The organism is Mesorhizobium sp. G2-6-1, from assembly GCF_055809095.1.
Map to the genome: position 1 here is coordinate 2,840,003 of NZ_CM147896.1, position 24,522 is coordinate 2,864,524.

The 24,522-nt window shown below is 55.6% G+C and carries 14 protein-coding genes and 4 pseudogenes; 15 read left to right on the top strand and 3 right to left on the bottom strand.

The window, feature by feature from the left end; all coding sequences use genetic code 11:
• Positions 1–99 precede the first annotated feature (99 nt).
• From AC0L7S_RS13675 to AC0L7S_RS13710, 8 genes and pseudogenes are all read left to right on the top strand, one after another.
• Positions 100–2,028: an autotransporter assembly complex protein TamA gene (locus tag AC0L7S_RS13675; RefSeq protein WP_473471560.1), complete on the top strand. Its 1,929-nt coding sequence runs from the start codon at positions 100–102 to the stop codon at positions 2,026–2,028.
• A gap of 26 nt (positions 2,029–2,054) precedes the next feature.
• Complete coding sequence (locus AC0L7S_RS13680; protein ID WP_473471561.1) at positions 2,055–6,230, top strand: translocation/assembly module TamB domain-containing protein; 4,176 nt, start codon at positions 2,055–2,057, stop codon at positions 6,228–6,230.
• A 296-nt stretch (positions 6,231–6,526) separates the two neighbouring features.
• Positions 6,527–8,182 carry an ABC transporter substrate-binding protein gene (locus tag AC0L7S_RS13685; RefSeq protein ID WP_473471562.1) on the top strand — a complete coding sequence of 552 codons (1,656 nt, stop codon included), beginning with the start codon at positions 6,527–6,529 and terminating at the stop codon, positions 8,180–8,182.
• 166 nt (positions 8,183–8,348) lie between these two features.
• Positions 8,349–9,381, top strand: a pseudogene (locus AC0L7S_RS13690) (ABC transporter permease).
• A gap of 15 nt (positions 9,382–9,396) precedes the next feature.
• Positions 9,397–10,554, top strand: a complete 1,158-nt coding sequence (locus AC0L7S_RS13695) for an ABC transporter permease (protein WP_473471563.1) — start codon at positions 9,397–9,399, stop codon at positions 10,552–10,554.
• Positions 10,555–10,565: 11 nt separating this feature from the next.
• Positions 10,566–12,680, top strand: coding sequence for a dipeptide ABC transporter ATP-binding protein (locus AC0L7S_RS13700; protein WP_473471564.1), 2,115 nt, complete (start codon positions 10,566–10,568; stop codon positions 12,678–12,680).
• A 121-nt stretch (positions 12,681–12,801) separates the two neighbouring features.
• On the top strand, positions 12,802–13,170 hold the full coding sequence (locus AC0L7S_RS13705) for an IS5 family transposase (protein WP_473471565.1): 369 nt from the start codon (positions 12,802–12,804) through the stop codon (positions 13,168–13,170).
• On the top strand, positions 13,076–13,546 hold the full coding sequence (locus AC0L7S_RS13710; RefSeq protein ID WP_473471566.1) for an IS5 family transposase: 471 nt from the start codon (positions 13,076–13,078) through the stop codon (positions 13,544–13,546). The genes AC0L7S_RS13705 and AC0L7S_RS13710 overlap by 95 nt, the downstream gene beginning before the upstream one ends.
• Positions 13,547–13,602: 56 nt before the next feature.
• Here AC0L7S_RS13710 and AC0L7S_RS13715 read toward each other — a convergent pair whose 3' ends face one another.
• Complete coding sequence (locus AC0L7S_RS13715) at positions 13,603–14,196, bottom strand: transglycosylase SLT domain-containing protein (RefSeq protein ID WP_473471567.1); 594 nt, start codon at positions 14,194–14,196, stop codon at positions 13,603–13,605.
• A 210-nt stretch (positions 14,197–14,406) separates the two neighbouring features.
• On the opposite strand from AC0L7S_RS13715, the gene AC0L7S_RS13720 reads away from it, so the two are divergent.
• Positions 14,407–15,945 carry a trimethylamine methyltransferase family protein gene (locus tag AC0L7S_RS13720; RefSeq protein ID WP_473471568.1) on the top strand — a complete coding sequence of 513 codons (1,539 nt, stop codon included), beginning with the start codon at positions 14,407–14,409 and terminating at the stop codon, positions 15,943–15,945.
• 107 nt (positions 15,946–16,052) lie between these two features.
• On the opposite strand, the gene AC0L7S_RS13725 is transcribed toward AC0L7S_RS13720, so the two are convergent.
• A complete protein-coding gene (locus AC0L7S_RS13725) occupies positions 16,053–16,829 on the bottom strand; it encodes a VOC family protein (RefSeq protein ID WP_473471569.1) in 777 nt (258 codons plus the stop codon).
• A 261-nt stretch (positions 16,830–17,090) separates the two neighbouring features.
• Here AC0L7S_RS13725 and AC0L7S_RS13730 point away from each other — a divergent pair.
• The 4 genes and pseudogenes from AC0L7S_RS13730 to AC0L7S_RS13745 all read left to right on the top strand — a co-directional run bounded on the left by AC0L7S_RS13730 (position 17,091) and on the right by AC0L7S_RS13745 (position 20,868).
• Positions 17,091–18,454, top strand: a pseudogene (locus AC0L7S_RS13730) (NAD(P)-dependent oxidoreductase).
• A 2-nt stretch (positions 18,455–18,456) separates the two neighbouring features.
• Positions 18,457–19,770: an NAD-dependent dihydropyrimidine dehydrogenase subunit PreA gene (preA, locus tag AC0L7S_RS13735; RefSeq protein WP_473471570.1), complete on the top strand. Its 1,314-nt coding sequence runs from the start codon at positions 18,457–18,459 to the stop codon at positions 19,768–19,770.
• Positions 19,771–19,878: 108 nt separating this feature from the next.
• Entirely contained in the window at positions 19,879–20,406 is a 528-nt protein-coding gene (locus AC0L7S_RS13740) for an RrF2 family transcriptional regulator (RefSeq protein WP_473471571.1), read from the top strand.
• 4 nt (positions 20,407–20,410) lie between these two features.
• Positions 20,411–20,868: pseudogene (locus AC0L7S_RS13745) on the top strand (carboxymuconolactone decarboxylase family protein).
• A gap of 25 nt (positions 20,869–20,893) precedes the next feature.
• Here the strand turns inward: AC0L7S_RS13745 and AC0L7S_RS13750 are convergent.
• A pseudogene (locus tag AC0L7S_RS13750) lies at positions 20,894–21,540 on the bottom strand (TetR family transcriptional regulator C-terminal domain-containing protein).
• A gap of 235 nt (positions 21,541–21,775) precedes the next feature.
• Between AC0L7S_RS13750 and aptA the strand changes: the two are divergent.
• Both aptA and AC0L7S_RS13760 read left to right on the top strand, forming a co-directional pair.
• Entirely contained in the window at positions 21,776–23,104 is a 1,329-nt protein-coding gene (gene aptA / locus AC0L7S_RS13755; RefSeq protein ID WP_473471572.1) for an omega-aminotransferase AptA, read from the top strand.
• A 66-nt stretch (positions 23,105–23,170) separates the two neighbouring features.
• On the top strand, positions 23,171–24,433 hold the full coding sequence (locus AC0L7S_RS13760; RefSeq protein ID WP_473471573.1) for a Zn-dependent hydrolase: 1,263 nt from the start codon (positions 23,171–23,173) through the stop codon (positions 24,431–24,433).
• Positions 24,434–24,522 lie beyond the last annotated feature (89 nt).

A 24,522-nucleotide genomic window follows, 5' to 3' on the forward strand; every position in this document is an offset into this window, starting at 1 on the left:
GTGTTTCACACCGATCAATTCAGACAAGTGCATTGTGGTGTCTTTACGAGGGTTTCAGGAGTTCAGTCGAATTTTAACTTTGTGCGTTAAGTTGCCGTGATGCGGCAGAGTATCGGGCACAATGCAGGATGGTCATCAACAGGGCGCACCCTATGGCGTGCCCTGCTTTTGGTGTTTCTCGGATATTCGGTGCTCGTTTTCACGCATATGCCGGCACAGGCTTTTGAGCTTTTTGGCCTGAAATTGTGGGGTTCTTCGAGCGAAGAGGATGTCGATATTGTCGATCCGCTGCGCTATTCCGTTGTCATCAATGCGCCCGGCGCTGACGATGATCTGAAGAAGAAACTGGAAGCGGCTTCTGCGCTCAAGAGCGATGAAGAGCGCCCTGTGTCAGGGTCTCTGGGCCTTCTCACCAAAGCGCGCGGTGAACGCGAGCAATTGGTTGCAGCACTTTATGCCAATGCCCGGTATGAGGGTATTGTAACAATCAAGATCGCTGGCAGATCGATAGACGATCTGGCTCCCGATGCTGAATTCACTGGGCCGCAGCCTGTGCCAGTTGTTGTCGATATCGAGCCGGGACCGGAATTCACGCTCGGCAATATCCGTCTGGCGGGCGATGCAGCAGATCTTGCAAGCGCCGATTTCGGGTTGATTACCGGCGGTGAGGCCGGGTCGGGAACGATTCTGAAGGCCGAGGGTTTGATCGTTCGCGCTTTGAAGGAGGAAGGTCGGCCTCTTGCGGCTGTCACCGACAGAGAGATCGTTGCCGATCACAAGACGAGGACGCTTGATGTGACCTTGACCGTGGCGGCGGGGCCTGTTGCCGGGTATGGCGACACGACCGTTGAAGGTACGGAAAAGGTGGATCGTGAATTCACTGAATATATGACCGGGTTGAAACGCGGTCGCCAATATTCGCCCGAAGAAATCGATGAGGCGCGCGACCGGTTGCTCGGTCTTGAGGTGTTCAACAGCGTGACGCTGAAAGAGGGCGATCAACTCGATGCGGATGGCAATGTTCCCATTGGTGTCGAGGTCAGTGAGCGCAAGACCCGCTATTTCGGCATTGGCGGTACGGTATCGAACACCGAGGGTCTTGGGCTGGAAGGTTATTGGGGGCATCGCAACCTTTTTGGCCGCGCCGAGAAGTTGCGTGTCGACGGTTCGATCAGCGGCATAGGTTCGAACGACCTCACCAAGTTGAACTACAATGCAGGGGTCATGTTCGAAAAACCCGGTGTGGTTGGTCCGGCTTCGAAATTTTTCGCCAACCTCAAGACCGTCTACGAGCACCCCGATGCTTATGACCGTTTTTCGGTCAAGGGCGGGGCGGGGCTGTCTTATGAACTCACCAAGAAGCAGACGGTATCGGGCGAATTGTCACTCGATTATTCCAAGATTACCGATAGTTTTGGCGTGAATGACTATCTCATTGCTTCAATTCCGCTTCAATATGTCTTCGACAATCGCGATAATCGGCTAAATCCCACCAAAGGCTACAGATTACTGGCCTATGTGGAGCCCAGCTATGATATTTTGAACGGGACGACCTTCGTCAAATTGAAGGGTGAGGGGTCGGCCTATCAGGCACTTTCCGAAAGTGGCAAATTCGTTCTCGCCGAGCGCGCCGCCATCGGTTCGATCATCGGTGCCAGTTTGCAGGACGTTCCGGCCGACCGGCGCTTCTATGCCGGTGGCGGTGGCTCGGTACGCGGCTACGCCTATCAGGGTATTGGTCCCAAGGATGCAGGCGGCGACCCGATTGGTGGCCTGTCATACTTCGAGACATCGGTGGAAATGCGCGTAGCCATTACCGACACGATCGGGGTCGTGCCGTTTGTCGATGCAGGTACTGTCTCTACCAAACAGTTTCCCGATTTTTCCGACTTAAAGGTGGGCGCAGGCGTCGGTCTGCGTTATCTGACGCCGTTCGGACCGCTTCGGGTTGACGCAGCCGTGCCGCTCAATAGAGGGCCGGGTGACCCAAGCTTCGGTATTTATGCCGGTATTGGTCAGGCATTCTGACGAAACAGAAAGCGTATAGCGACGCAATGAGAATAGTTAGACGCATCATGCGTGTGCTGTTTATTGCGGTGGTCATCACCCTGGCTACTGCGATCGGCGCAATTTTCGTTCTGACCACGACAGATCGTGGCCTGTCCAATCTGGCTGGCCTTATTTCCGATGCGGCCTCCTCGCCGGAGCGTAAGGTGACGATCAGCGGTATCGACGGTATCTGGTCCGGTAATCTGAGTGTCGCCCATGTGGTAGTAGAGGATGGCAAAGGCCCTTGGCTGGTTTTGCGCGAAATCGCCGTTGACTGGTCACCGCTGGCACTGTTGTCCAAAACGTTTCGTGCCGAGCGCGTAGCGGTGGGGCGTATCGAGGCGGCGCGACTGCCGGTAGCCGACCCGAAAGCCGAACCGGTGAACAGTGGCGGCACGTCGCTGCCTGTCTCCATTGACATCAAACAGATTGAATTGCCGGAAATTGCGCTTGGCGAGGCGCTCGCCGGTGCAGGCATTGCGGAACTGTCGGCCAAGGGTGCCGTACATGCCGATCGCTCTCCGCTGGCCATCGAAGCCGACATCAGTGCAGCGCGCAATGACGGCAAGCAAGGTTTTGTCGATGCGTCGATCCACTTTTTGCCTGATGAAAACAAGCTCGATGTCGATGTGAAAGCGTCTGAGCCGGCGGGTGGTATTATCGCCAATCTCCTGAAACTCCCCGATGGACCGCCGGTCAATATCGAGTTGTCGGGCAGCGGCCCGCTTGCTGACTGGAGCGGCAAGGGTGCCTTCAGTGTCGATGGGCAGGTCATTGCGCAATTGTCGGGACGCCATCAGCTTACCGACAAGGGCAACAGGATCGAGGCCAAAGGCGATGGCGACTTTGCGCGGTTCGTACCCCCACGTTTCAAGCCGTTGCTGGCTGGCAAGTTGACTTTCGATCTTGCCGGAACCGCGACTGAAGCAGGCGGCATCTCCATCGAACACGCAACGATTGCAAGCGATGCTGTCAAAGGCGAGGCGAAGGGGACCATCAACCCCGAGGGTGCCAGCGATTTCGCGCTGGAATTTGCGTCCGCCGGGCCAACTGTTCCCCTGGCACTTGGCAGCGAAGAAAGTCCAATTGATATAGAACTTCATTCGGCTTCGCTGCGCGCCTTCGGTGAAGGCCGTGCGCCAGCGATCGATATTCAGGCGCGTTTGGCCAAGGTCGCCACGGAAGTCACGAAAGTCGACAATATCGCGCTGGTTCTGCATTCCGACGCTTTTGATGTGGAGCGTCGCACCGGCCCGATTTCGGGAACGGTGACCGCAGACAAGATCGGGCTGGATAATCCGACAATCGCGCCACTGATCGCTGGCAAGATTACTGCGCAGGTGGATGGCCAGCTATCCGAAGATACGATCACTGTTGATCGAGGGCTAATAACCAGTGATGCGCTCAAGGGTAACTTCGATGGGCAGGTTTCGCTCGCTGATGGTTCAATCGAACTCAATGTGAAGGCGGATGCTGCATCAGCCGCCCTTCCGGTGGCCGCACGTCCTGTACTTGGCGAACGCACGACGCTTTCCGTGGCGTTGGCCCGTGATACCAATGGCAATGTCACCGCGAAGGCGCTGGACCTTTTGTCGGGGCCGGTGTCGGCACAAGGTAGCGGCAGTTTCATCGATGGTCAGATCGAAGCAGACTTGCAAGGTGGGCTTTCAGATATTTCAACACTGGCCAAGGACGCTACCGGTTCCATCGAATTCGCAATGACTGCAAAGGGTGAGCCTCTTGCTCCAGACGTTTCCCTGAGCGTTGAAAGCGACAAGCTGGTCGTTGCCAGCCGTGAGATAACCGGATTGAAGCTTAGCGTGGGCGGCAAGGCCGACTTGGCCAATCCGGCTGCGGAAATGTCACTGGCGGGGATGGTTGCTGGTCAGAAACTGCAAGGCGAAGCGGTGTTGAAGACGAACAACGCTACGCGCTCCATCAACGGATTAAAGGTTTCACTGGGTCAGAATCGCATTGGCGGCGATCTCGTGCTTGACCAAGCCTTCCTGCCCGAAGGCACGGTGTCGTTTGAACTTCCCGATATCGGTCCGCTCGCTGCTCTTGCGCTTGAACAGGCGGAAGGCGATGTTCGCGGCACCATCGTCTTTTCCAAAACGGATGGCGCGCCTCAAGTTGCGGTCAAGGCGACAACGGCCAAAATTTCGCGGGGCAATCTCTCGGTGGCCGATGTCAGTGTGGATGCGCTTATTGCCAACTATCTGGACGCCCCGGCGATTTCGGGAACGGTCAAGGCCAGAACCGTTACATCCGGTGCAACCGTTGTCAGCGGTATCGATATCGATCTGACACGCGACGGTGCATGGACCGGATTTTCCGGGGGAGCCACCGTCAAGGATATTCCCGCCGAGGCGGTCGGCAGGGTGAAGGTCGCGGATGGCACGACCACGGTTGAACTGACATCGGGGCAGGCGACTTTCAGAGGTGTGAAGGCGAGTATTGCCCAGCCGTCGCTCATCACTATAGCAGACGGCAAGACGGCACTTGAGAAGGTCGTGTTGGCTATTGGCGGCGGCACGGCGACGATTTCGGGGGCTGTGGCTGATGCGCTCGATATAGCTGTTTCTCTTTCGGGGGTGCCGATCTCGGTCGTCAATAATTTCGCGCCGGGGCTTGATGCCGGTGGCGCTGTCTCCGGTACGGTAAAGGTGACGGGTGCTGCGGCAAACCCCGTGATAGACTATGACATAAAGGCGGATGGTGCGCAGGTTTCGCAGGCCCGAAATGCGGGTTTCGGGACAATGAATGTGGCGTCTGCCGGGACATTTTCGAACAACAAACTCACTTTCGATGCCACCATCACGGAAGGTTCGGGCCTCAGCATGAAAGGTGGCGGCACAGTTACGACAGCGGGCGTGCCGAACCTTTCGCTTGATTTTTCCGGTGACGTGCCCTTCGGCTTTCTGGCGCAGAAAATGGCGGCGCAAGGCCTTTCGCTAACCGGGGCTGCTCGTGTTGTAGTGAAGGTTCAAGGCGCGGCGACGGCACCTGTCATCAGCGGCGTCGTGCGCTCTACGGGCGCGCGCTTTGTGGCGGCGGCATCAGGGCTGGCAATCAACGACATCGACCTTGAGGTTTCACTAGGCAATGGTGTTGCAACCATCAACCGGCTTACCGGAACATTGTCGACGCGCGGCAAGCTTTCGGTGGGTGGCACCATCGGCATAGACCCCGCATCCGGGTTTCCGGCCGATCTGAAGGTCAAACTTGTCGATGGGCGCTATACTGACGGAAGGATCGTTACGGCCAATCTTTCCGGTGATCTCGCGGTGACGGGCCAATTGACGGCGGCACCAGTGATTTCAGGTGTAATCAATCTAGGGCGAACCGTTATTACGGTGCCTGAGAAACTTCCCGGCTCGTTGTCGGCGCTTGGGGTTACCCATAAAAATGCCTCTGCGGCGGTCCGGGAGCAGGATGAGGCGTTGCGCCCGGCAAGTGGGGGCGGAGGTGGCGTCAGCGGCCTCAGCCTGGACCTGACGGTGAATGCGCCAAGTGAAATCTTCGTTCAGGGCCGTGGGGTGGATGCAGAATTGGGCGGCAGGCTCAAGCTTTCCGGACCGGTTTCTTCACCGCAGGCGGTGGGTAGATTCACCCTGCGGCGCGGTCGCTTGTCGATCCTTGCCAAGAGGCTGAACTTTACCGAAGGTACATTGACCTTCAATGGCTCGCTCGTGCCCTATATCAATCTGGTGGCTCAATCGACGGCATCGGATGCGACGGTGACAATCACCATTTCGGGAGAAGCGACAAATCCGAAATTCGCCTTCTCATCGGTTCCGGCTTTGCCCGAAGATGAGGTTCTGGCGCGTCTGATCTTCGGCCGTTCCATGTCCAATCTTTCTCCCCTACAAATTGCGCAGCTTGCCGAGGCGGCAGCGCAGCTTGCCGGTGTCGGCGGCTCGACTTCGCTTTTGCAAAATCTGCGCAATGCGATTGGCGTCGATGATCTCGACGTTACCACCGATGATAAAGGCAATGCTGCCGTTTCAGCCGGCAAATACCTCAATGACCGTACTTATGTGACCATCCAGAAGGGCGAGAAGCCGGGTTCAGGCAAGGCGCGGATAGACCTCAATGTGGGGCGCGGCATCAAACTGCGTGGCGAAGCGACTGATGCGGGCGAAGCAAAAGGCGGCATTTTTTACGAGAAAGAATACTGAGTTGGTTCTTCTCTATTATTCTTGACCATCGTTTTGGCTGCCCGGCACGCCTACATTGTTTTTGTCGAGACATACTGACGCTAGGTTTTGTGAGGATGTTTCGCCATTGTCCGGCCTCGCAGATCTCGACTTAAACCCATATTGAGTAACAAATTTGCGTCAAGTTTGTCGTATTTGAGCGAACCGGTACTTTCGCAAAGATGCACATTCCCGTTGGAGTTTTGCACCTGGTTGTTTTTGACATCGCGGCCAGGATGCGAAATGTTAAGGCGGAAAGCCAACAATGGGAGTCTTTCATGACAATTTACAAAAGTGACGGTGATCGCGTTCCTGATCACATTCTGACCATGGCAGAGGAAGCCAAGGCAGGGCGGGTTGACCGCCGCGAATTTCTGGCTCTCGCCAGCGTATTTGGTGCTTCCACGGCAATGGCTTATGGCCTTATCGGCCTGAGTGTTCCAACGCCCGCACAGGCGCAAGAGACCGGCAAGAAGGGCGGCACCTTGAGGGTCGCACAATGGGTCAAGGATCCCAAGGATCCGCGCAAGGCTGACTGGTCGGAGATCGCCAATGCCGAGCGTCAGGCGCTGGAGCCGCTGGTCAAGTACACCCGTGATTACACATTCCGCCCCTATCTGCTGGAAAGCTGGGACGTGAATGACGACGCGACCGAATACACGCTTCATGTTCGTCCAGACGTGACATGGACCGATGGCAGCACGTTCAATGCCGACGATATCATTTTCAACCTGCACCGCTGGGCCGACAAGAGCGCCGAGGGCAACTCAATGCCCGGACGTCTTGGCACCCTGGTGGATGAAAAGACCGGCAAGCTTGCCGAAAGTGCTGTGACCAAGGTTGACGACATGACCGTCAAGCTGACGCTGGCCACAGCCGACATCTCGCTCATTCCAAACTTGTGCGACTATCCGGGTCTTGTTGTTCACAAGACGTTCGACGAAAAGGGTGGCGATTTCAAAGCCTGTCCGATCGGTACTGGTCCGTTCGAGCTTGTCTCCTACGATGTCGGCCAGAAGGTGGTCTACAAACGCCGTGAAGATAACAAGTGGTGGGATGGTGAAGTCTATCTCGATGGCATTGAGTTCATCGATTATGGTACCGATCCTGCTGCCATGGTGAGTGCTTTTGAAGCTGGCGAAGTTCACACCAATTTCGAGACCTCGGCCGACTATGTGGAGATTCTCGACGGGCTCGACCTAGTCAAGTCCGAAGTGGTGACGGCTTCCACCATTGTTTGCCGTACCAACGTTGCCAACAAGCCTTATGACGACCAGAAGGTTCGTCAATCGTTGCAGCTTTCGGTCGACAATAATGTTGTTCTTCAACTCGGCTACAATGATGCCGGTAGCGTTGCGGAAAACCACCATGTCTGCCAGATTCATCCGGAATATTTCGAGTTGCCGAAGGTCGCCCGTGATGCGGAGAAATCCAAGGCATTGATGGCAGAAGCCGGCCAAGCCGATTTCGAGCATGAGTTGATCACGGTCGATGAGGATTGGCACAAGAACACAGGCGATGCGATTGCCGCGCAGATGCGCGACGCTGGCATCAAGGTGAAACGTACAGTTCTGCCAGGTTCGACCTTCTGGAACGACTGGACGAAATATCCACTGTCGATGACCAACTGGAACATGCGCCCGCTAGGCGTGCAGGTTCTGGCACTCGCCTACCGCACCGGCGAAGCATGGAACGAGGCCGCCTGGTCCAACCCCGACTGGGATACAAAGCTCAATGCCGCTCTCTCGGTATCTGATCCGGTCAAGCGCAAAGCGATGATGCAGGATATCGAGCAGATTCTGCAGGATTCCGGCATCATCATCCAGCCATATTGGCGCAAGCTCTACAGCCACTCGGTTGCCGCTGTTAAGAATTACGGCATGCACCCGACATTCGAGCATGACTATGGCAAGGTCTGGCTAGACGAAGCCTGATGGACATGGTCCACAATGGGAGAGGGGCAGCAGCCTCTCTCTCTGCTTTCACAACATGATTGCAGATCGCTTGTCTTCGGTGCACTGTGCCGAGGAGACTGGCGATTTCGTGCAAAAATTCAGGGTTGAACGCGTCTGACCCCAACCCGAATGGCAGGGGCACACAATGCTATCTTTCGTTCTTAGACGTTCCGGCACCATGGCGTTGACGATGCTGTGCCTTACGCTCGTAGTTTTCTTTCTGGTCAATCTTGAACCCAGTTTGAAGAAGCTGGCAATCAGTCAGACGGAAATGCGCACTTCAGCCGACCAGCTTGAAAGCTGGCTGGAACGGAATGGCTATCGGCAGAATTTTTTCGTGCGTTACGGCCAATGGCTTGGCGTGATGCAGAAGCAGCCGAATATCGACCCTAATACCGGTGAGGCCGTGCCACGGTTTCATTTCTGCAACGAATCTGCGGTTCCGACATATTCCGGCATCCTGCAAGGTGACTTCGGGTGCTCCACGAAATTCAAGACGACGGTGGCAGCGAAGCTTTTCCTGCTCTCGCGGCGACCGGCATCCTGATGATGTGGGTGCTGATCGTCATGATACCAATATCGCTGCTGATCGGCGTTCTGGCCGGCATGCGCGAGGGTCTCGAACGGATCGAACGCTTTCTGTTGCCTCAATTGCGTCGACGGCGACGCCTGAATATGTTTCCGGCGTCATTTTCACCGTTATCTTCGCGTCGTGGCTAGGGTGGCTGAACGGCTCTGCGGCATCGGCAAGCAGGGGAATTACATTCTATAATTTCACGCTGCCGGTGATGACGTTGGCCATATACGGTATCGGTTACATTGCACGAATGACGCGCGCCTCGATGGTCGAGGTGATGACGCAACAATATATTCGGACCGCCCGGCTCAAGGGATTGAGCTTTCGAAGTGTCGTTATCAAGCATGCGTTGCGCAATGCGTTGATCGCACCATTTACCGTTATCATGCTGCAATTTCCCTGGCTGCTCACCGGCGTCGTTATCGTCGAGGTGATGTTTCGCTATCAGGGCTTTGGTTACACGCTGGTCGAGGCTGCCGGCAATAATGACATCGATCTCTTGCTAGGCTGTTCGCTTGTGTCGGTGTTCATCGTGCTGATCACACAGCTCATTTCAGATGTCGGCTATGCGTTTCTAAATCCGCGCATCAGGGTTCAATAGGGGGAGACGGGGCTGATGCAGGTTGAATATCTAAATGCATTCGAAATCGTTATAGGCGTTATCGTCCGCTTTTGGCCGGTTTGGATGGCTCTTGCCATCATTATGGGCTCGAGCTACCTCTACAAAACCAAGCTTGGCCTGTATGGCCAGCTTTTTGACAGCATAGTTGGCATGGTTGGGGTCGGGATCTGTCTTTTCTGGCTGTTTACGGCAGTTTTTGCCTCGGTGATCTCGCCTTTCCATCCGCTTATCCAGATACCCATCATGAAGGATGTGCTGCCGGGGGCGATCGAGCCCAAGTCAGGCCTCGCTTATCTTTTTGGTGGAGACAAGCTGGCCCGCGACGTGTTTTCGCGTATGGTCTATGGCAGCCAGATCGTGCTGATCATCGCGCCTGCGGCGACCGGCTTTGCGCTGATGGTTGGCATCACACTCGGGCTGCCTGCCGGTTATTATGGCGGCAAGATCGACACGGTCCTTTCGTTCCTTGCCAACCTGGTTCTGGCTTTCCCGGTGATCCTTCTGTTCTACCTGCTGGTGACGCCTGGAATTATGGATACACCCATTCCCTACGGCATGGCCGGACTGTTCTTTCTGTCTCCAATCGTCTTCTTTTCCGTTCTGTTTTGGACCCGGTTTAAAAACCGGCCCGATCGCATCTACGTGCTGCTTGGCCTGACACTGGTGATTGGTGGATGGGTTTATGCCGGACTGGTGTTCGATGCCGATCCCTTTGGAATCGTCCACATCGACCCCAACCAGTTGAATATCTTCGTGGCGGTCGTTTTCGCATCCAGTCCGGGGGTCTTCCGCATCGTGCGGGGCCTCGTCATGGACATCAAAACGCGAGACTATGTGGCGGCGGCGCAAACACGCGGTGAATCGCCGTGGTACATCATGCTTTGGGAAATTTTGCCAAATGCACGCGGTCCGCTCATCGTCGATGCCTGCCTGCGTATCGGTTACACCACGATCCTGTTGGGTACGCTTGGCTATTTCGGTTTGGGACTTGCGCCTGAAAGCCCTGACTGGGGCACGGCGATCAAGGATGCCAGCCGCTTGCTTCGCTCGCACATTCATCCGGCGCTTCCGCCGACATTCGCATTGATGTCATTCGTTCTGGGGCTCAACCTCCTGGCTGACTCGCTGCGCGAACAATCAATGAAAGACTGATGGAGGCACAGATGAACGAGACCGTTCGAAATCCAGCCGAGCCGATCATCGAAATCGAAAACCTGTCGATCTCATTCTTCACCCGCAAGGGCGAGATTCCCGCAGTGATGGACTTCTCGTGCAAAGTCATGCCGGGAGAGGCGATGGGGATCGTCGGTGAGAGCGGTTGCGGCAAGTCAACCGTATCGCTGGGCATCATGCGCGATCTTTCCAATATCGGAAAGATCGTCGGCGGCCGGATCAAGTTCCAGGGCAAAGACATGGGCGAGCTCACCGAAGATGAGTTGCGCGCCATTCGTGGCAACAAGATCGCCATGATCTACCAGGAGCCGATGGCGAGCCTCAATCCGGCTATGAAGGTTGGCCAGCAATTGATGGAAGTCCCGCTGATCCACGACAAGGTGCCAGCGGAAGAGGCGTACAAGCGTTCGCTTGATATGGTGCGTGCGGTCAAACTGCCCGATCCTGAGCGGATCATGAAGTCCTTTCCGCACCAGCTTTCCGGTGGTCAGCAGCAGCGCATCGTTATTGCGATGGCGCTCCTGTCCAAGCCGACGCTGCTTCTACTTGACGAGCCGACGACGGCGCTCGACGTTACCGTGGAAGCGGGCATTGTCGAACTGGTGAAAGGTCTTGGAGAGCAATTCGGCACGTCGATGATTTTCGTGTCGCACAATCTTGGGCTGATCCTTGAAACCTGCGACCGTATTACCGTCATGTATTCGGGCGAGGCGGTGGAAACCGGCAAGATCAAGGACGTGTTCGACAGGATGCGCCACCCTTACACGCAAGGACTTTTCCGTTCGATCCCACTGCCGGGAGCGGACAAGAATTCGCGCCCGCTCATTGCCATTCCCGGTCAGTTGCCGCTTCCGCATGAGCGCCCCAAGGGCTGCAATTTTGGCCCGCGTTGCCACCATTTTGTTGAAGGGGTGTGCAATGCGGCGGAAATTCCGATGATTCCTATCGAAGGTCATGACGGTCATTTCAGCCGCTGTGTGCGCTTCAATGAAATAGATTGGGATGCGTTGCCGCCCGATGTGAAAAAGACCAGCGAACCGGTCAAGGCTGGCGCGCCGATGTTGAAAGTGGAAGATCTCAGGAAATATTATCACGTTGGCGCCGGTGGAGTGTTTGGCGGCGGTGAGGGGCGAACTGTCAAGGCAAATGAGACCATCAGTTTCGAGGCACGCGAGTCGGAAACGGTTGCCATCGTCGGTGAGTCGGGTTGCGGCAAATCCACGCTCGCCAAAGTCTTGCTCGGCCTTGAGACCGCGAGTTCTGGTGAGGTCACGCTTGGCGATACCTCGATCCAGTCGACTGAAATCGAACATCGCAGCGTGGAGACTGTGTCGTCAATTCAGATGGTGTTCCAAAATCCCTTCGATACTTTGAACCCCAGCCATTCGGTCGGATCGCAAATCATCCGCACGCTGGAGAAGTTCCATGTCGGGAACAATCCTGAAGAACGCCAGCAGCGCATGCTTGAACTGCTCGATCTGGTGAAGCTTCCGCGCGCCTTCGCCACGCGCAAACCGCGTCAGCTTTCCGGGGGGCAAAAACAGCGTATCGGTGTGGCGCGCGCCTTTGCCGGCAGCGCCAAGGTGGTGGTGGCAGACGAGCCTGTTTCGGCGCTCGACGTTTCCGTTCAGGCTGCCGTCACCGAATTGCTGATGGATATCCAGCGCGAGAACAAGACGACCTTGCTGTTCATCAGCCACGACCTTTCCGTGGTGCGCTACATCGCCGACCGTGTCGTCGTGATGTATCTCGGCTATATTGTGGAGCAAGGGACAACGGACCAGATATTTGCACCACCCTATCATCCCTATACGGAGGCGCTGCTGTCGGCGATCCCGATTGCTGACACAAGTGTGGTCAAGAAACATATCGTGCTGGAAGGCGACATCCCGTCGGCCATGAATCCGCCATCGGGCTGCCCATTCCAGACACGGTGTCGCTACAAGGACAACGTGCCCGACAATTTGTGCGAGACGAAGGTCCCGCCTCCTAAGGACCTTGGAGATGGGCATGTGAGCCTGTGTTGGCTATCTGATGAGAAACTGGCAAAAATGGAGCCCGTCATCAGCTTCGCCAGTGATAGCAGCGATAACGAGGTGTCCTAAGGCTGGTGGGGTAACTACAGTCAGCGAGGTGGTAATCTTATCGCTAGGGTGTGAACCCAATTCAGGATATTGATTTTGCTTATGAAAGTGTGATTCACAGCCTCCGTCGATGGAGGTTATCATGGCACGATTTGATCTGACTGACGAGGAGTGGGCCATTATTGAACCGCTTCTTCCGGCTAAAGGACGTGGTTCGAAGCGCAAAGACGACCGCAAGGTTCTCAACGGCATTTTCTATATTCTGCGAACCGGGGCTCCCTGGCGCGATCTTCCGGAGCGATACGGGCCGCGAACGACGGTTTACAATCGCTACACCCGCTGGGGTGAGCGTGGGGTTTGGCAAGGGATATTTGAGGCCCTTGCGCGCGAGCATGAGGATAGTCTGGTCTTCATCGATGCTTCCATCGTCAAGGCTCACCGCGCAGCGGCTGGGTCAAAAAGGGGAACTGGAAGAATGTATTGGCCGCTCACGAGGCGGTCGCACAAGTAAGGTTCACGCGGCCGTAGATGCTGCAGGGCGCCCGCTGCGACTGGCGATCTCCGGCGGGCAAATGCACGACAGCCAGATGATGGACGCTTTCCTCGACTGGGAATATCCACCGCTCGCCATCGTCGCAGACAAAGCCTATGGCAGTCGCAAGATCAGGCAGCAAATTGCTGACGAAAGTGCGCTGGCCGTGATCCCGTCCAAAAGCAACCAGCGCACCATTCCACACGACGCAAACCTTTATGCCCAAAGAAACGTCGTTGAGCGCTTCTTCTGCAACATGAAAGACATGCGCCGATTGGCTACACGGTTTGAGAAAAAGGCTCGAAACTTCCTCTCAATGGTGCAACTCTTCGCTATCAGATGTTGGGCAAATTGAGTCCAGACCCTAGATTGATGCGTCGACGGGGCACCAGATAGTGCTAGGGGCGTGCGTCAAGAGCCGCAGCGTTGCAACTGTGTGGCGTATTTTCGTGCCATATCATCGGTTGCGCGGGCGTAACGCTGTATCGCGGTATTGCCGCGCCAGTCGCCGCGCTTGAAAGCAGTCCTGCCCAAATAATAGGCGAGATAGAGGTTGTAAGTGTCGTTGCGCGCAATACCCAGAGTGTCTGCGGACTTTGCGTGATACCAACCGACGAAATCTACCGCATCTGAGAAACTGCTTCGGCGCGCGGTGAAGTTGCCGGTTTCACTGCGGTATTGTGCCCAGGTTCCATCAAGCGCCTGCGAATAACCATAGGCGGTCGATTGACGCTTCCAGGGAATGAAGCCAAGAAGCTTGGTGCGGGGCGGTTTGGCGTTTCCTTTGAAGCCGGATTCCTTGCGTACTGTCGCCATCAGAACAGGCACCGGCACACCGTATTTCCGCTCAGCGCGCGTTGCCGCCGATTGCCAATTGTTGATCCAGCCATCGCGTTGGTCGAAAACGGAACATACGTTGTTGATGTGGCGGGGCGCGGTTGCACAAGCCGAAAGGGCAAGCAACGCAAGGATCGGTAAAACTCGATTAAAACTGGACACACACATGTGCCGACCAATAGACGCAAATCATAAAGGGAGTGTTGCGCCGCAAATTAACCACTTCGACGATGCTGGTGTGAGTTCTTAGCAGTAGAAACGACATTTTTGTCGTTTTTTATAAAATTTATCCTGCGAAATGCCGGTTTTTATAAATATCTTTCCAGACGTGACGTATTATTGATAGCGAAGCTCGGCGTTGGGGCATTTGATGCGGATATGACGAGATCCCGAAGCAAACGTAGTTCCAGTCGCACCCGTTCGCAGGTTGATGCGGGAATTGGTCAATTGCCTGCGCGGCAAGTCGTCAATCCCTATCCACCGATGGCGCTGTTATCGGCCGATCAGGTCGAGGCGATCCATGAAGCCTCACTGCACATTCTGGAAAATTTTGGCATCGAAGTGATGAGTTCGCACGCCCAGTCGCTGTTTCAGAAAGCGGGTGCGAGCGTTGATCTGGCAACTCAGACTGTTCGCCTTGATCGCGGGCTGGTAGCGGAGGCTTTGACGACAGCGCCCTCTGCTCATGTTTTGACACCGCGTAATGTGGCGAATTCCATCCATCTTGGCGGCAATTCAATCAATTTTACGCTTGTTGCGGGTCCGCCCAATGTCCACGACATGGAGCGGGGACGTCGACCGGGAAATATGCGCGATTATTGCGACCTTGTCCGCCTGGCGCAGCATTTCAATTGCATTCACATGCTTGGCAACCAGGTTTGCGCGCCGGTGGAACTGCCATCGAACACCCGTCATCTCGACACTTATCTTGCCAATCTGACGTTGACCGACAAAAGTTTCCATGTTTCGGCCATAGGGCGCGGCAGGGCGCTGGATGGCATTCGAATGATGGCAATCGCGCGCGGGATGACGCTTGAACAAATGCGCGAGGATCCCGGTGTCACAACCATCATCTCGGTGAACTCACCGCGCCGCATCGACGAGATGATGGCTGAAGGGCTGATGACGATGTCAGAATATGGCCAATCGGTATGTGTCACGCCATTTACGCTGATGGGGGCGATGAGTCCCGTGACATTGGCGGGCGCGTTGGCACAGCAGAATGCCGAAGCCTTGTTTGGCGTGGTGTTGACCCAGCTTGTGCGGCCGGGTACGCCGGTCATGTATGGGGCGTTTACCTCCAATGTCGATATGAAATCAGGCGCGCCGGCTTTTGGAACACCTGAAAACACCAAAGCCAATATCGCCTCAGGGCAATTGGCTCGACGTTATAAGCTCCCTTACCGCACGACGCCGGGTTCGGCATCAAATGCTGCGGATGCGCAAGGCACTTACGAGACGCTGATGGCGTTGTGGGGCGCTGTTATGGGGCATGGCAATCTCGTCTACCATGCCGCCGGTTGGCAGGAGGGCGGGCTCACGGCGTCGTTTGAAAAATTCATCATCGATGTGGAGTTGATCCAGCACATGATGGAGTTTTTGCGCCCTATCGAGGTCAACGAGAACGAACTTGCGGTTGAAGCGCTTGGTGCGGTTCCAACAGGGGGGCATTTCTTTGGTGAACCGCATACGCTGGAACGCTATTCGACCGCTTTCTATCAGCCGATACTGTCCAACTGGCAAAACTACGAGGCGTGGACGGAGGCTGGCAGTTGCGACGCGACAGCGCGGGCAACTGGATTATGGAAAAAGGCGCTGACTGATTATGTGGAACCGGTGTTGGATGCTTCGGTGCGCGAGGAACTCGATGCCTATGTTGCAAAGCGGAAGGAGGAAATCGGGGTGGGTGAGCCATAATTTGGCGTGAGCCCAACCCAACCCCAAAGTGTGGTTATCCACCTCCCGTCTTGATTCGAAAAACTATTGCAAGTTATTCAAATAGCTAAGAATTGTGGGATAAGAAATCATCTTCCGGGCGCGACCATGGCAAAATGAGCGCCTTGCGGGTCGGTGCAATTGACGACCCATTGGCCGCCGGGCACCTCCATCGGACCCATCACCACCTTGCCACCATTATCTGTAACCCGCTTTGCGGCTCCATCTATGCCCTCGACATTGAAATAGAACTGCCAGAAGGGTGTGGGCATGTGTTCGAGCTTGTTCATGATGCCCCCGGACTGCTGATCGTTGACTGAATAAATCAGATAGATGCCCATCTCGCCCATGTCGAAGGGATGATCCTTCACCCAGCCATACTGGTCTGAATAGAAGTCGAAGGCGGCTTGCCAGTCGGTCGTGTAAAGCTCGTGCCAGCCGACATGGCCGGGTGTTTCCATAGCTGCTGGTGGCTGATCTGGTTCATTCGGTTGCAGCAACATGAATGTTGCGCCTTGTGGATCGGCAACGACAGCGAAGCGTCCGACGCCGGGAATATCCGACGGTTCACGGTGCACCTTACCGCCCGCCTTTATCAAGGATGCGGTCGCTGCATCGGCATCGGAAGCATGGATGTAGCCCAACCAAGCGGGAGGCATCCCCATTTTTTGGGCTGGTTCCGGCAGTGTCATCATTCCCGCGACGCCACGGTCGCCAGCTTTCACGACGATGTAAGGTGGCATATCCGCAGTGTCACCGAATGGTTCGGCATTCCACCCTATGACGGCCGTGTAAAATGCCTCTGCCGCTTCGAGGTCGCTCGTCATCAGCTCATACCAGAAGAAGGATTTCTGTGCCTTTGTCATTGGTGTCTCCCTGACCGTTTGGTGAAACTATGTGGCGCTGCTGGAAACTCCGGCAGATGCTTAACCTAGGACGGACGATGCGACAGAATTCCGACATATTGCGGAAAAATTCCCGATTTATGCGCGTGGGGATTAAAACATGATAAAAATCATCATATTTTATATCAATAAAATCAAGGTGTTATCCATAAAATTGACCAATTGATAAAAAATCTGGATGTGGTAGCGTTCTTCAAAACCAAAACATAAGGGGAAAGCGGAATGGCGACAGGTCATTTCAAGGAAGGCATTGCCGCTGGTCGGCTTTCGCCCGAAACCTATTCGGACAATTTTTCAGATCTGCATCCGCCACTCACCAATCATGAGGCGCTGGTCGAGGCTGATCGCTGCTATTTCTGCTACGATGCGCCTTGCATGAATGCGTGTCCGACAGCGATCGACATTCCGATGTTCATTCGCGAGATTTCGACGGGAAATCCACTCGGTTCTGCCAAGACGATTTTCGACCAGAACATCCTTGGCGGCATGTGCGCGCGCGTCTGTCCGACCGAGACATTGTGCGAGGAAGCCTGCGTTCGTGAGGCAGCAGAAGGCAAGCCGGTGCAGATCGGGCGCTTGCAGCGTTTCGCAACTGACATTGCCATGCAGGAAAACAAGCAGTTTTATGAAAGAGCAGCCTCGAGCGGTAGAAAAATAGCGGTGGTGGGGGCTGGACCTGCGGGCTTGGCGGCGGCTCATCGCCTGGCGCGCTACGGCCATGAGATCACGATCTTCGAGGCGCGCGCGAAGGGGGTGGGCTCAGTGAATATGGCATTGCAGCCTATAAAAGCACGGATGATTTTGCTCAAGCCGAAGTCGACTATGTGACCGCTATCGGCGGCATTGACATTCGCTACGGTCAGGTGCTTGGGCGCGATTTTAGCCTGGATGTGCTTGAGCACGACTATGACGCGGTATTCCTGGGCATGGGTCTTGGCGGTATCAACGCCTTGCGGGCGGATGGCGAAGACGCGCGCGGGGTCGAAAATGCGGTCGAATTTATCGCTGTGCTGCGCCAGACGGAAGATCTCGCGAAGCTTCCGGTTGGACGGCGCGTCATCGTTATTGGCGGCGGCATGACGGCAATTGACGCTGCGGTGCAGTCCAAGCTGCTTGGCGCGGAAGAGGTGACCGTGTGCTACCGGCGCGGCAAGGACGACATGAATGCCTCGGGTTTTGAGCAGGATTTGGCTGCGGCCAATGGCGTTAACATCCGGCATTGGCTGCAACCCAAGCGGGTGATTGCCGAGAATGGCAAAGCGACGGCCATCGAACTGGAATATACGGCCATGAACAAGGATCGTCTTGTCGGCACGGGGGAGGTCATAACCCTTCATGCCGACCAGATATTCAAGGCCATCGGTCAGACATTTGTTCCAGATTCGGTGAATGGCAAAGGTGCGTCGCTTGAAATGGAAGGCGGGCGCATCAAGGTCGACGCGGAAGGGCGCACCTCGCTGCCCAAAGTGTGGGCCGGTGGCGACTGTGTGCGTGGTGGCGAGGATTTGACGGTGACATCAGTGGCGCATGGCCGCGATGCTGCCGAAAGCATTCATCGGACATTGACCTCGAACGGGAGGGCATAAACATGGCAGACCTACGCAATACTTTTGCCGGGATCAAATCGCCGAATCCCTTCTGGCTGGCTTCGGCACCGCCTACGGACAAGGCTTATAATGTCGTGCGCGCCTACAAGGCTGGCTGGGGCGGCGTGGTCTGGAAGACGCTTGGCGAGGAAGGCCCGCCGGTCGTCAATGTCAACGGCCCGCGCTACGGTGCGATCTGGGGTGCTGACCGCCGGGTTCTTGGAATCAATAATATAGAACTCATCACTGATCGGCCGCTGCAACTCAATTTGCAGGAGATCAAGCAGGTCAAGAAGGACTGGCCGGATCGAGCCCTGATTGTCTCGCTCATGGTGCCTTGCGAAGAAGATGCATGGAAGTCGATCCTGCCACTGGTTGAAGAGACTGGTGCCGATGGCATCGAACTCAACCTCGGCTGCCCGCACGGCATGAGCGAACGCGGCATGGGTGCTGCTGTCGGTCAGGTGCCTGAATATATCGAAATGATTGTGCGCTGGTGCAAGCAAACCACGCGCATGCCGGTCATTACCAAGCTTACGCCCAATATCACCGATATTTGCAAGCCGGCCCGTGCCGCGCATTTGGCAGGCTCGGATGCTGTGTCGTTGATCAACACGGTCAACTCGATCACGTCGGTTAATCTGGATACGTTTTCGCCGGAACCTTCGATTGACGGCAAGGGCAGCCACGGTGGCTTTTGCGGGCCTGCGGTGAAGCCGATGGCGCTTCATATGGTGGCCGAAATTGCCCGGGATGCTGAAACAAGTGACCTTGCTATTTCGGGGATCGGCGGCATTACCACATGGCGCGATGCAGCCGAATTTCTGGCGCTGGGCGCGGGCAATGTGCAGGTCTGCACGGCGGCCATGACTTATGGCTTCAAGGTCGTGCAGGAAATGATCACTGGCCTTGAGAACTGGATGGACGAGAAGGGACATCGCAATCTCGACGATGTGATCGGGCGTGCGACGCCTAATGTCACGTCATGGCAGTATCTCAATCTGAACTACATTGCCAAGGCGCGCATAGATCAGGATAGCTGCATCAAGTGCGGCCGCTGCCACATTGCCTGCGAAGATACTTCTCATCAGGCCATTACATCAATGGTCGATGGTGTGCGTCATTTCGAAGTGATGGAAGATGAATGCGTCGGTTGCAATCTTTGCGTCAATGTATGCCCGGTGGACAATTGCATCTCGATGGTTGCGCTTGAACCAGGTGTTCTGGATGAGCGCACGGGCCAAACGGTTTCGGCAGACTATGCCAACTGGACGACCCATCCCAACAACCCGATGGCAAAGGCTGCTGCGGAATAGGGTGCAGGCTGATTTGAAAGAGCAGCGCCATTGCGCTGTTTTTTCATTTACTTATTGACGATAATATTTATCCGGGATAATTAATGTCCATGATAGGAGAATGCTTCCATGAAGCTTGGTGAAGGTGTCGAAGCTGCCATCCATTGTGCTGCCATGTTGGCAGGGGTGGAAGGGTCTGCGACCTTGTCGGGTGCGACAATGGCAGAAGCGTTTGGGGTGTCGCCAAGCTATCTGCTGAAGCAGCTGAATGCGCTGGCTGGTGCCGGTGTTCTGGAATCGGTGTCTGGCCCTTCCGGGGGTTACCGGTTGGCTCGGCCGGCGCAAGATGTTTCGTTGCTCGACATCGTGCTTGCGGTGGAGGGGACTGCGCCAGCATTCCGCTGTGGTGAAATCCGCCAGGGCGGACCAGTCAGGCTGCCAGCGTCGGCCTATGCAAAACCGTGCGGTATCAATGTTGCCATGCTACGTGCCGAAAAGGCATACCGTGCTGCACTTGCTGCTGAAAAACTTTCCGACATTGTTGCGGATTTCAACTCTGACGCCGACCCGCGTTCGGTCGCCGCCAATTGCGCATTTGTCGAGCGTCATCAACGTCCGCAAAAATCTGTCCCACACCTACCGTTACAAAGGAGATAATATCATGGAACCCCGGTTACAGTTTTTTGCCGCGGCACCAGCGCTGATGAAGCAGGTGAGCGCCCTGAACATGGCGGTCGAGCAGTGCGGCCTGGAAAAGGACTTTTGCATCTCATCAAGCTGCGTGCATCGCAGATCAATGGGTGTTCTTTTTGCGTCGAGATGCACAGCCGTGAGGCGCGTCGCGATGGCGAGAGCGAACAGCGGCTGTATCTGGTCGCGGCATGGAAGGAATCGCCACTATTTTCCGAGCGTGAGCGTGCAGCTTTTGCCTGGGTCGACGCGGTGACGAAGATCGCGGATGCTGGTGTTCCCGATGAATTGTACGAGATGGCTTTGAAGCATTTTTCTGAAGAAGAGCTGACCAAGCTGACGGTGGCTGTCGGCATGATAAATATCTGGAACCGTTTGTGCGTCAGCTTCCATGCTATTCACCCGGTGGATGAGGCAAAGGCAGCATAGCATCACGTCATGGCGTATTGCCGTTTTATAAAGACGGCGGCGATGATCGCGGTGGCGTCAGGCCGTTGATGATCAATTGCTCAAGAAAACGGGCGGCGTCCTCGAAACGGGCGTCGCCGCTGCGGTCCGGCCCGAGAACGGCGCGTACCTGAACATCGAAGTCGGCATAATGCTGGGTCGTTGCCCAGATCGCGAAGATCAGATGCCTGGCATCGGTCCTGGCAAGTTTGCCTACGCGCATCCAGCCGTCAATGATTTCGGCTTTGTCATCCACCAAACGTTTCAATTCCCCTCCAGCATCGGCATGATGCGTGGCGCGCCTTGCAGGATTTCATTGGCAAACAGCCTGCTTTCGCGGGGAAAGTCGCGCGCCATTTCAAGCTTGCGGCGGATGTAGCTTTTCAGTTCGCTAACAGGATCTCCGGCGTCGTCGAAGTCGCGCAATGGCGCGAGCCATTTCTCCAGCAAGCGCTGCATCAGCGTTTCATGAATGTCTTCCTTGCGGCGAAAATAGTAAAGCAGGTTTGGCTTCGACATGCCCGCCGCCTCGGCAATCTGGTCAATGGTCGCGCCACGAAAGCCGTTGGCCGAGAACACATCCAGAGCTGCCTCAAGGATCAATTCCCGTTTTTCCTGCTGAATACGTGTACGTCGTGGAACTGGAGCTTCCATGTCTGCCTTCATTCCATGCGCGCCAAGACTTCGGCTGAAATCTGGACCAATGCTCTGGACCAGCTTTTGCTGGCTTGTGGAACGCCCCCCAAGAGTGGCATTTCGGCTACTAATCTCTTGACCGCTCATATGGCGGTGCTAACGTTTGTCCATTCGGTCAAAAATTCGTAGCATGAAATTGCGTCGAGGACCAAGCGTTGGCCGGATAGAAACAATAACGAAGGGAAGCTTGGTCATGTCAAACCGGCTCAAAGTAACGCCAAACGATCTCAGTGCATTCTGGATGCCGTTTACGGCCAACAGGCAATTCAAGCAGACGCCACGTATGTTGGTTGCTGCCAAGGACATGCACTACACGGCGAGCGATGGGCGCAAGATTTTGGACGGCACGGCTGGGCTGTGGTGTGTCAATGCCGGTCATTGCAGACCAAAAATCACAGAAGCGATCCAGCAGCAGGCTGCTGAACTGGATTATGCCCCGGCGTTCCAGATGGGACATCCCGTTGTTTTCGAACTGGCCAACAAGCTGGTTGATGTCGCTCCAAAAGGTATGGACCATGTTTTCTTCACCAATTCCGGTTCGGAATCGGTTGATACAGCACTGAAGATGGCAATTGCCTATCAGCGCGTCAAAGGCGATGGCGCGCGCACCCGGTTGATCGGCCGCGAGCGCGGCTATCATGGGGTTAATTTCGGCGGTATTTCAGTTGGCGGCATCGTATCGAACAGGAAAATGTTCGGTTCGCTTTTGACCGGTGTCGACCACATGCCGCATACGCATCTTCCCGAAAAGAACCAGTTCAGCAAGGGTGTGCCGGAACATGGCGCGGAACTGGCGAACGAACTGGAGCGGATCGTTACGCTGCATGACGCCTCAACAATCGCTGCCGTTATTGTCGAGCCCGTTGCCGGTTCGACCGGCGTCATCTTGCCGCCGAAGGGCTATTTGCAAAAGCTGCGCGAGATTTGCACCAAACACGGCATATTGTTGATTTTCGATGAGGTGATTACCGGGTTTGGTCGGCTCGGCACGCCGTTCGCGGCTGACTATTTCGGCGTTACGCCCGACATCATCACCACCGCCAAAGGCGTTTCCAACGGCGTGATCCCGATGGGTGCGGTATTCGTGTCGAAGGAAATTCACGATGCCTTCATGACCGGGCCGGAACATCTGATCGAATTCATGCATGGCTATACCTATTCGGGCAATCCGATGGCATGTGCTGCCGCGCTTGCAACGCTTGATACCTACAAGGAAGAGGGTCTTTTGACTCGTGGCGCGGAACTGGCACCCTATTGGGAAGAGGCGCTGCATTCCCTGAAGGACGAGCCGCATGTCATCGATATTCGCAATATCGGCCTGATCGGTGCTATCGAACTCGAGCCGATTGCGGGCAACCCGACCAAGCGTGCGTTTTCCGCTTTCGTCAAGGCTTTTGAACGCGGCGCGCTGATCCGAACGACCGGCGATATCATTGCATTGTCACCGCCGCTGATCATCACCAAGGGCCAGATCGACGAGTTGGTCGACCATGTGCGTGAAGTGTTGCGGATGATCGACTGATTGAAGATTATGACGGGCGCCGACAACAATGGCGCCCGTCGCACAATGGTAATGAAAGGAAAACATATGTCCGCACCCGGCGAGAATCTACGAATCAATTCAGACCGTTTGTGGGATTCCTTGATGGAAATGGCGAAGATCGGCCCCGGCATTGCCGGAGGGAACAATCGCCAGACTGTGACCGACGAGGATGGTGTTGGCCGAAGTCTTTTCAAGACATGGTGCGAGGAAGCAGGTCTTGAAATGGGCCTTGATCAGATGGGCACCATGTTTGCCCGTCGTGAAGGAACCGACCCGGATGCGCTGCCGGTCTATGTTGGCAGTCACCTCGATACGCAGCCGACGGGCGGCAAATATGACGGAGTTCTGGGCGTGCTTGGCGGGCTCGAAATCATTCGATCGCTCAACGATCTTGGCATCAAGACCAAGCATCCCATCGTCGTCACCAACTGGACCAATGAAGAAGGCACGCGCTATGCGCCGGCTATGCTGGCTTCGGGTGTCTTTGCTGGTGTGCATAAGCAGGATTGGGCGTATGGCCGGGAAGACAAGGAAGGCAAGCGTTTCGGTGACGAACTGGAACGGATTGGCTGGAAAGGTGACGAGGAAGTTGGCGCGCGCAAGATGCATGCATTCTTCGAATTGCACATCGAGCAAGGGCCGATCCTTGAAGACGAAGGCATTGATATCGGTGTCGTTTCGCACGGGCAGGGTTTGAAATGGCTGCAAGTGACATTGACGGGAAAGGAAAGTCACACCGGTTCCACACCAATGCCGAAGCGACGTAATGCGGGACTTGGCATGGCGCGTGTTACCGAATTGGTGCATGAAGTGGCGATGGACTACCAGCCAAATGCCGTCGGTGCGATCGGTCACGTGGAGGTCTATCCGAATTCGCGCAACATCATCGCCGGGCGCGCCGTTTTCACCATTGATATTCGTTCACCCGACAAGGCGACGCTCGACGCGATGGATGAGCGTATCCGCGCGGGAATCGAGACAATTTGCGAGGCACTGGACATCGGGTTCGAAGTTGAGCAGGTCGGACATTTCGATCCGGTCACCTTCGACGAGAACTGTGTGAAAGCTGTTCGCGATGCAGCGAAACGGCTTGGCTATTCTCACCGCGATATCGTGTCGGGGGCAGGCCATGATGCGTGCTGGATCAACCGGGTCGCCCCGACGGCCATGGTGATGTGTCCTTGTGTGGATGGGCTTTCCCATAACGAAGCTGAGGACATATCCAAGGAATGGGCGACGGCTGGTGCCGATGTCTTGTTTCATGCTGTTGTCGAAACGGCTGAAATCGTAACGGATGCCACGACCTAGCCGGATATGACGGGCAAAATTACAGATTGAACTGTGGTGACGAAGTGCTGCGCGCCGGGAAACGCGTATCCAATAAAACGAACAATATG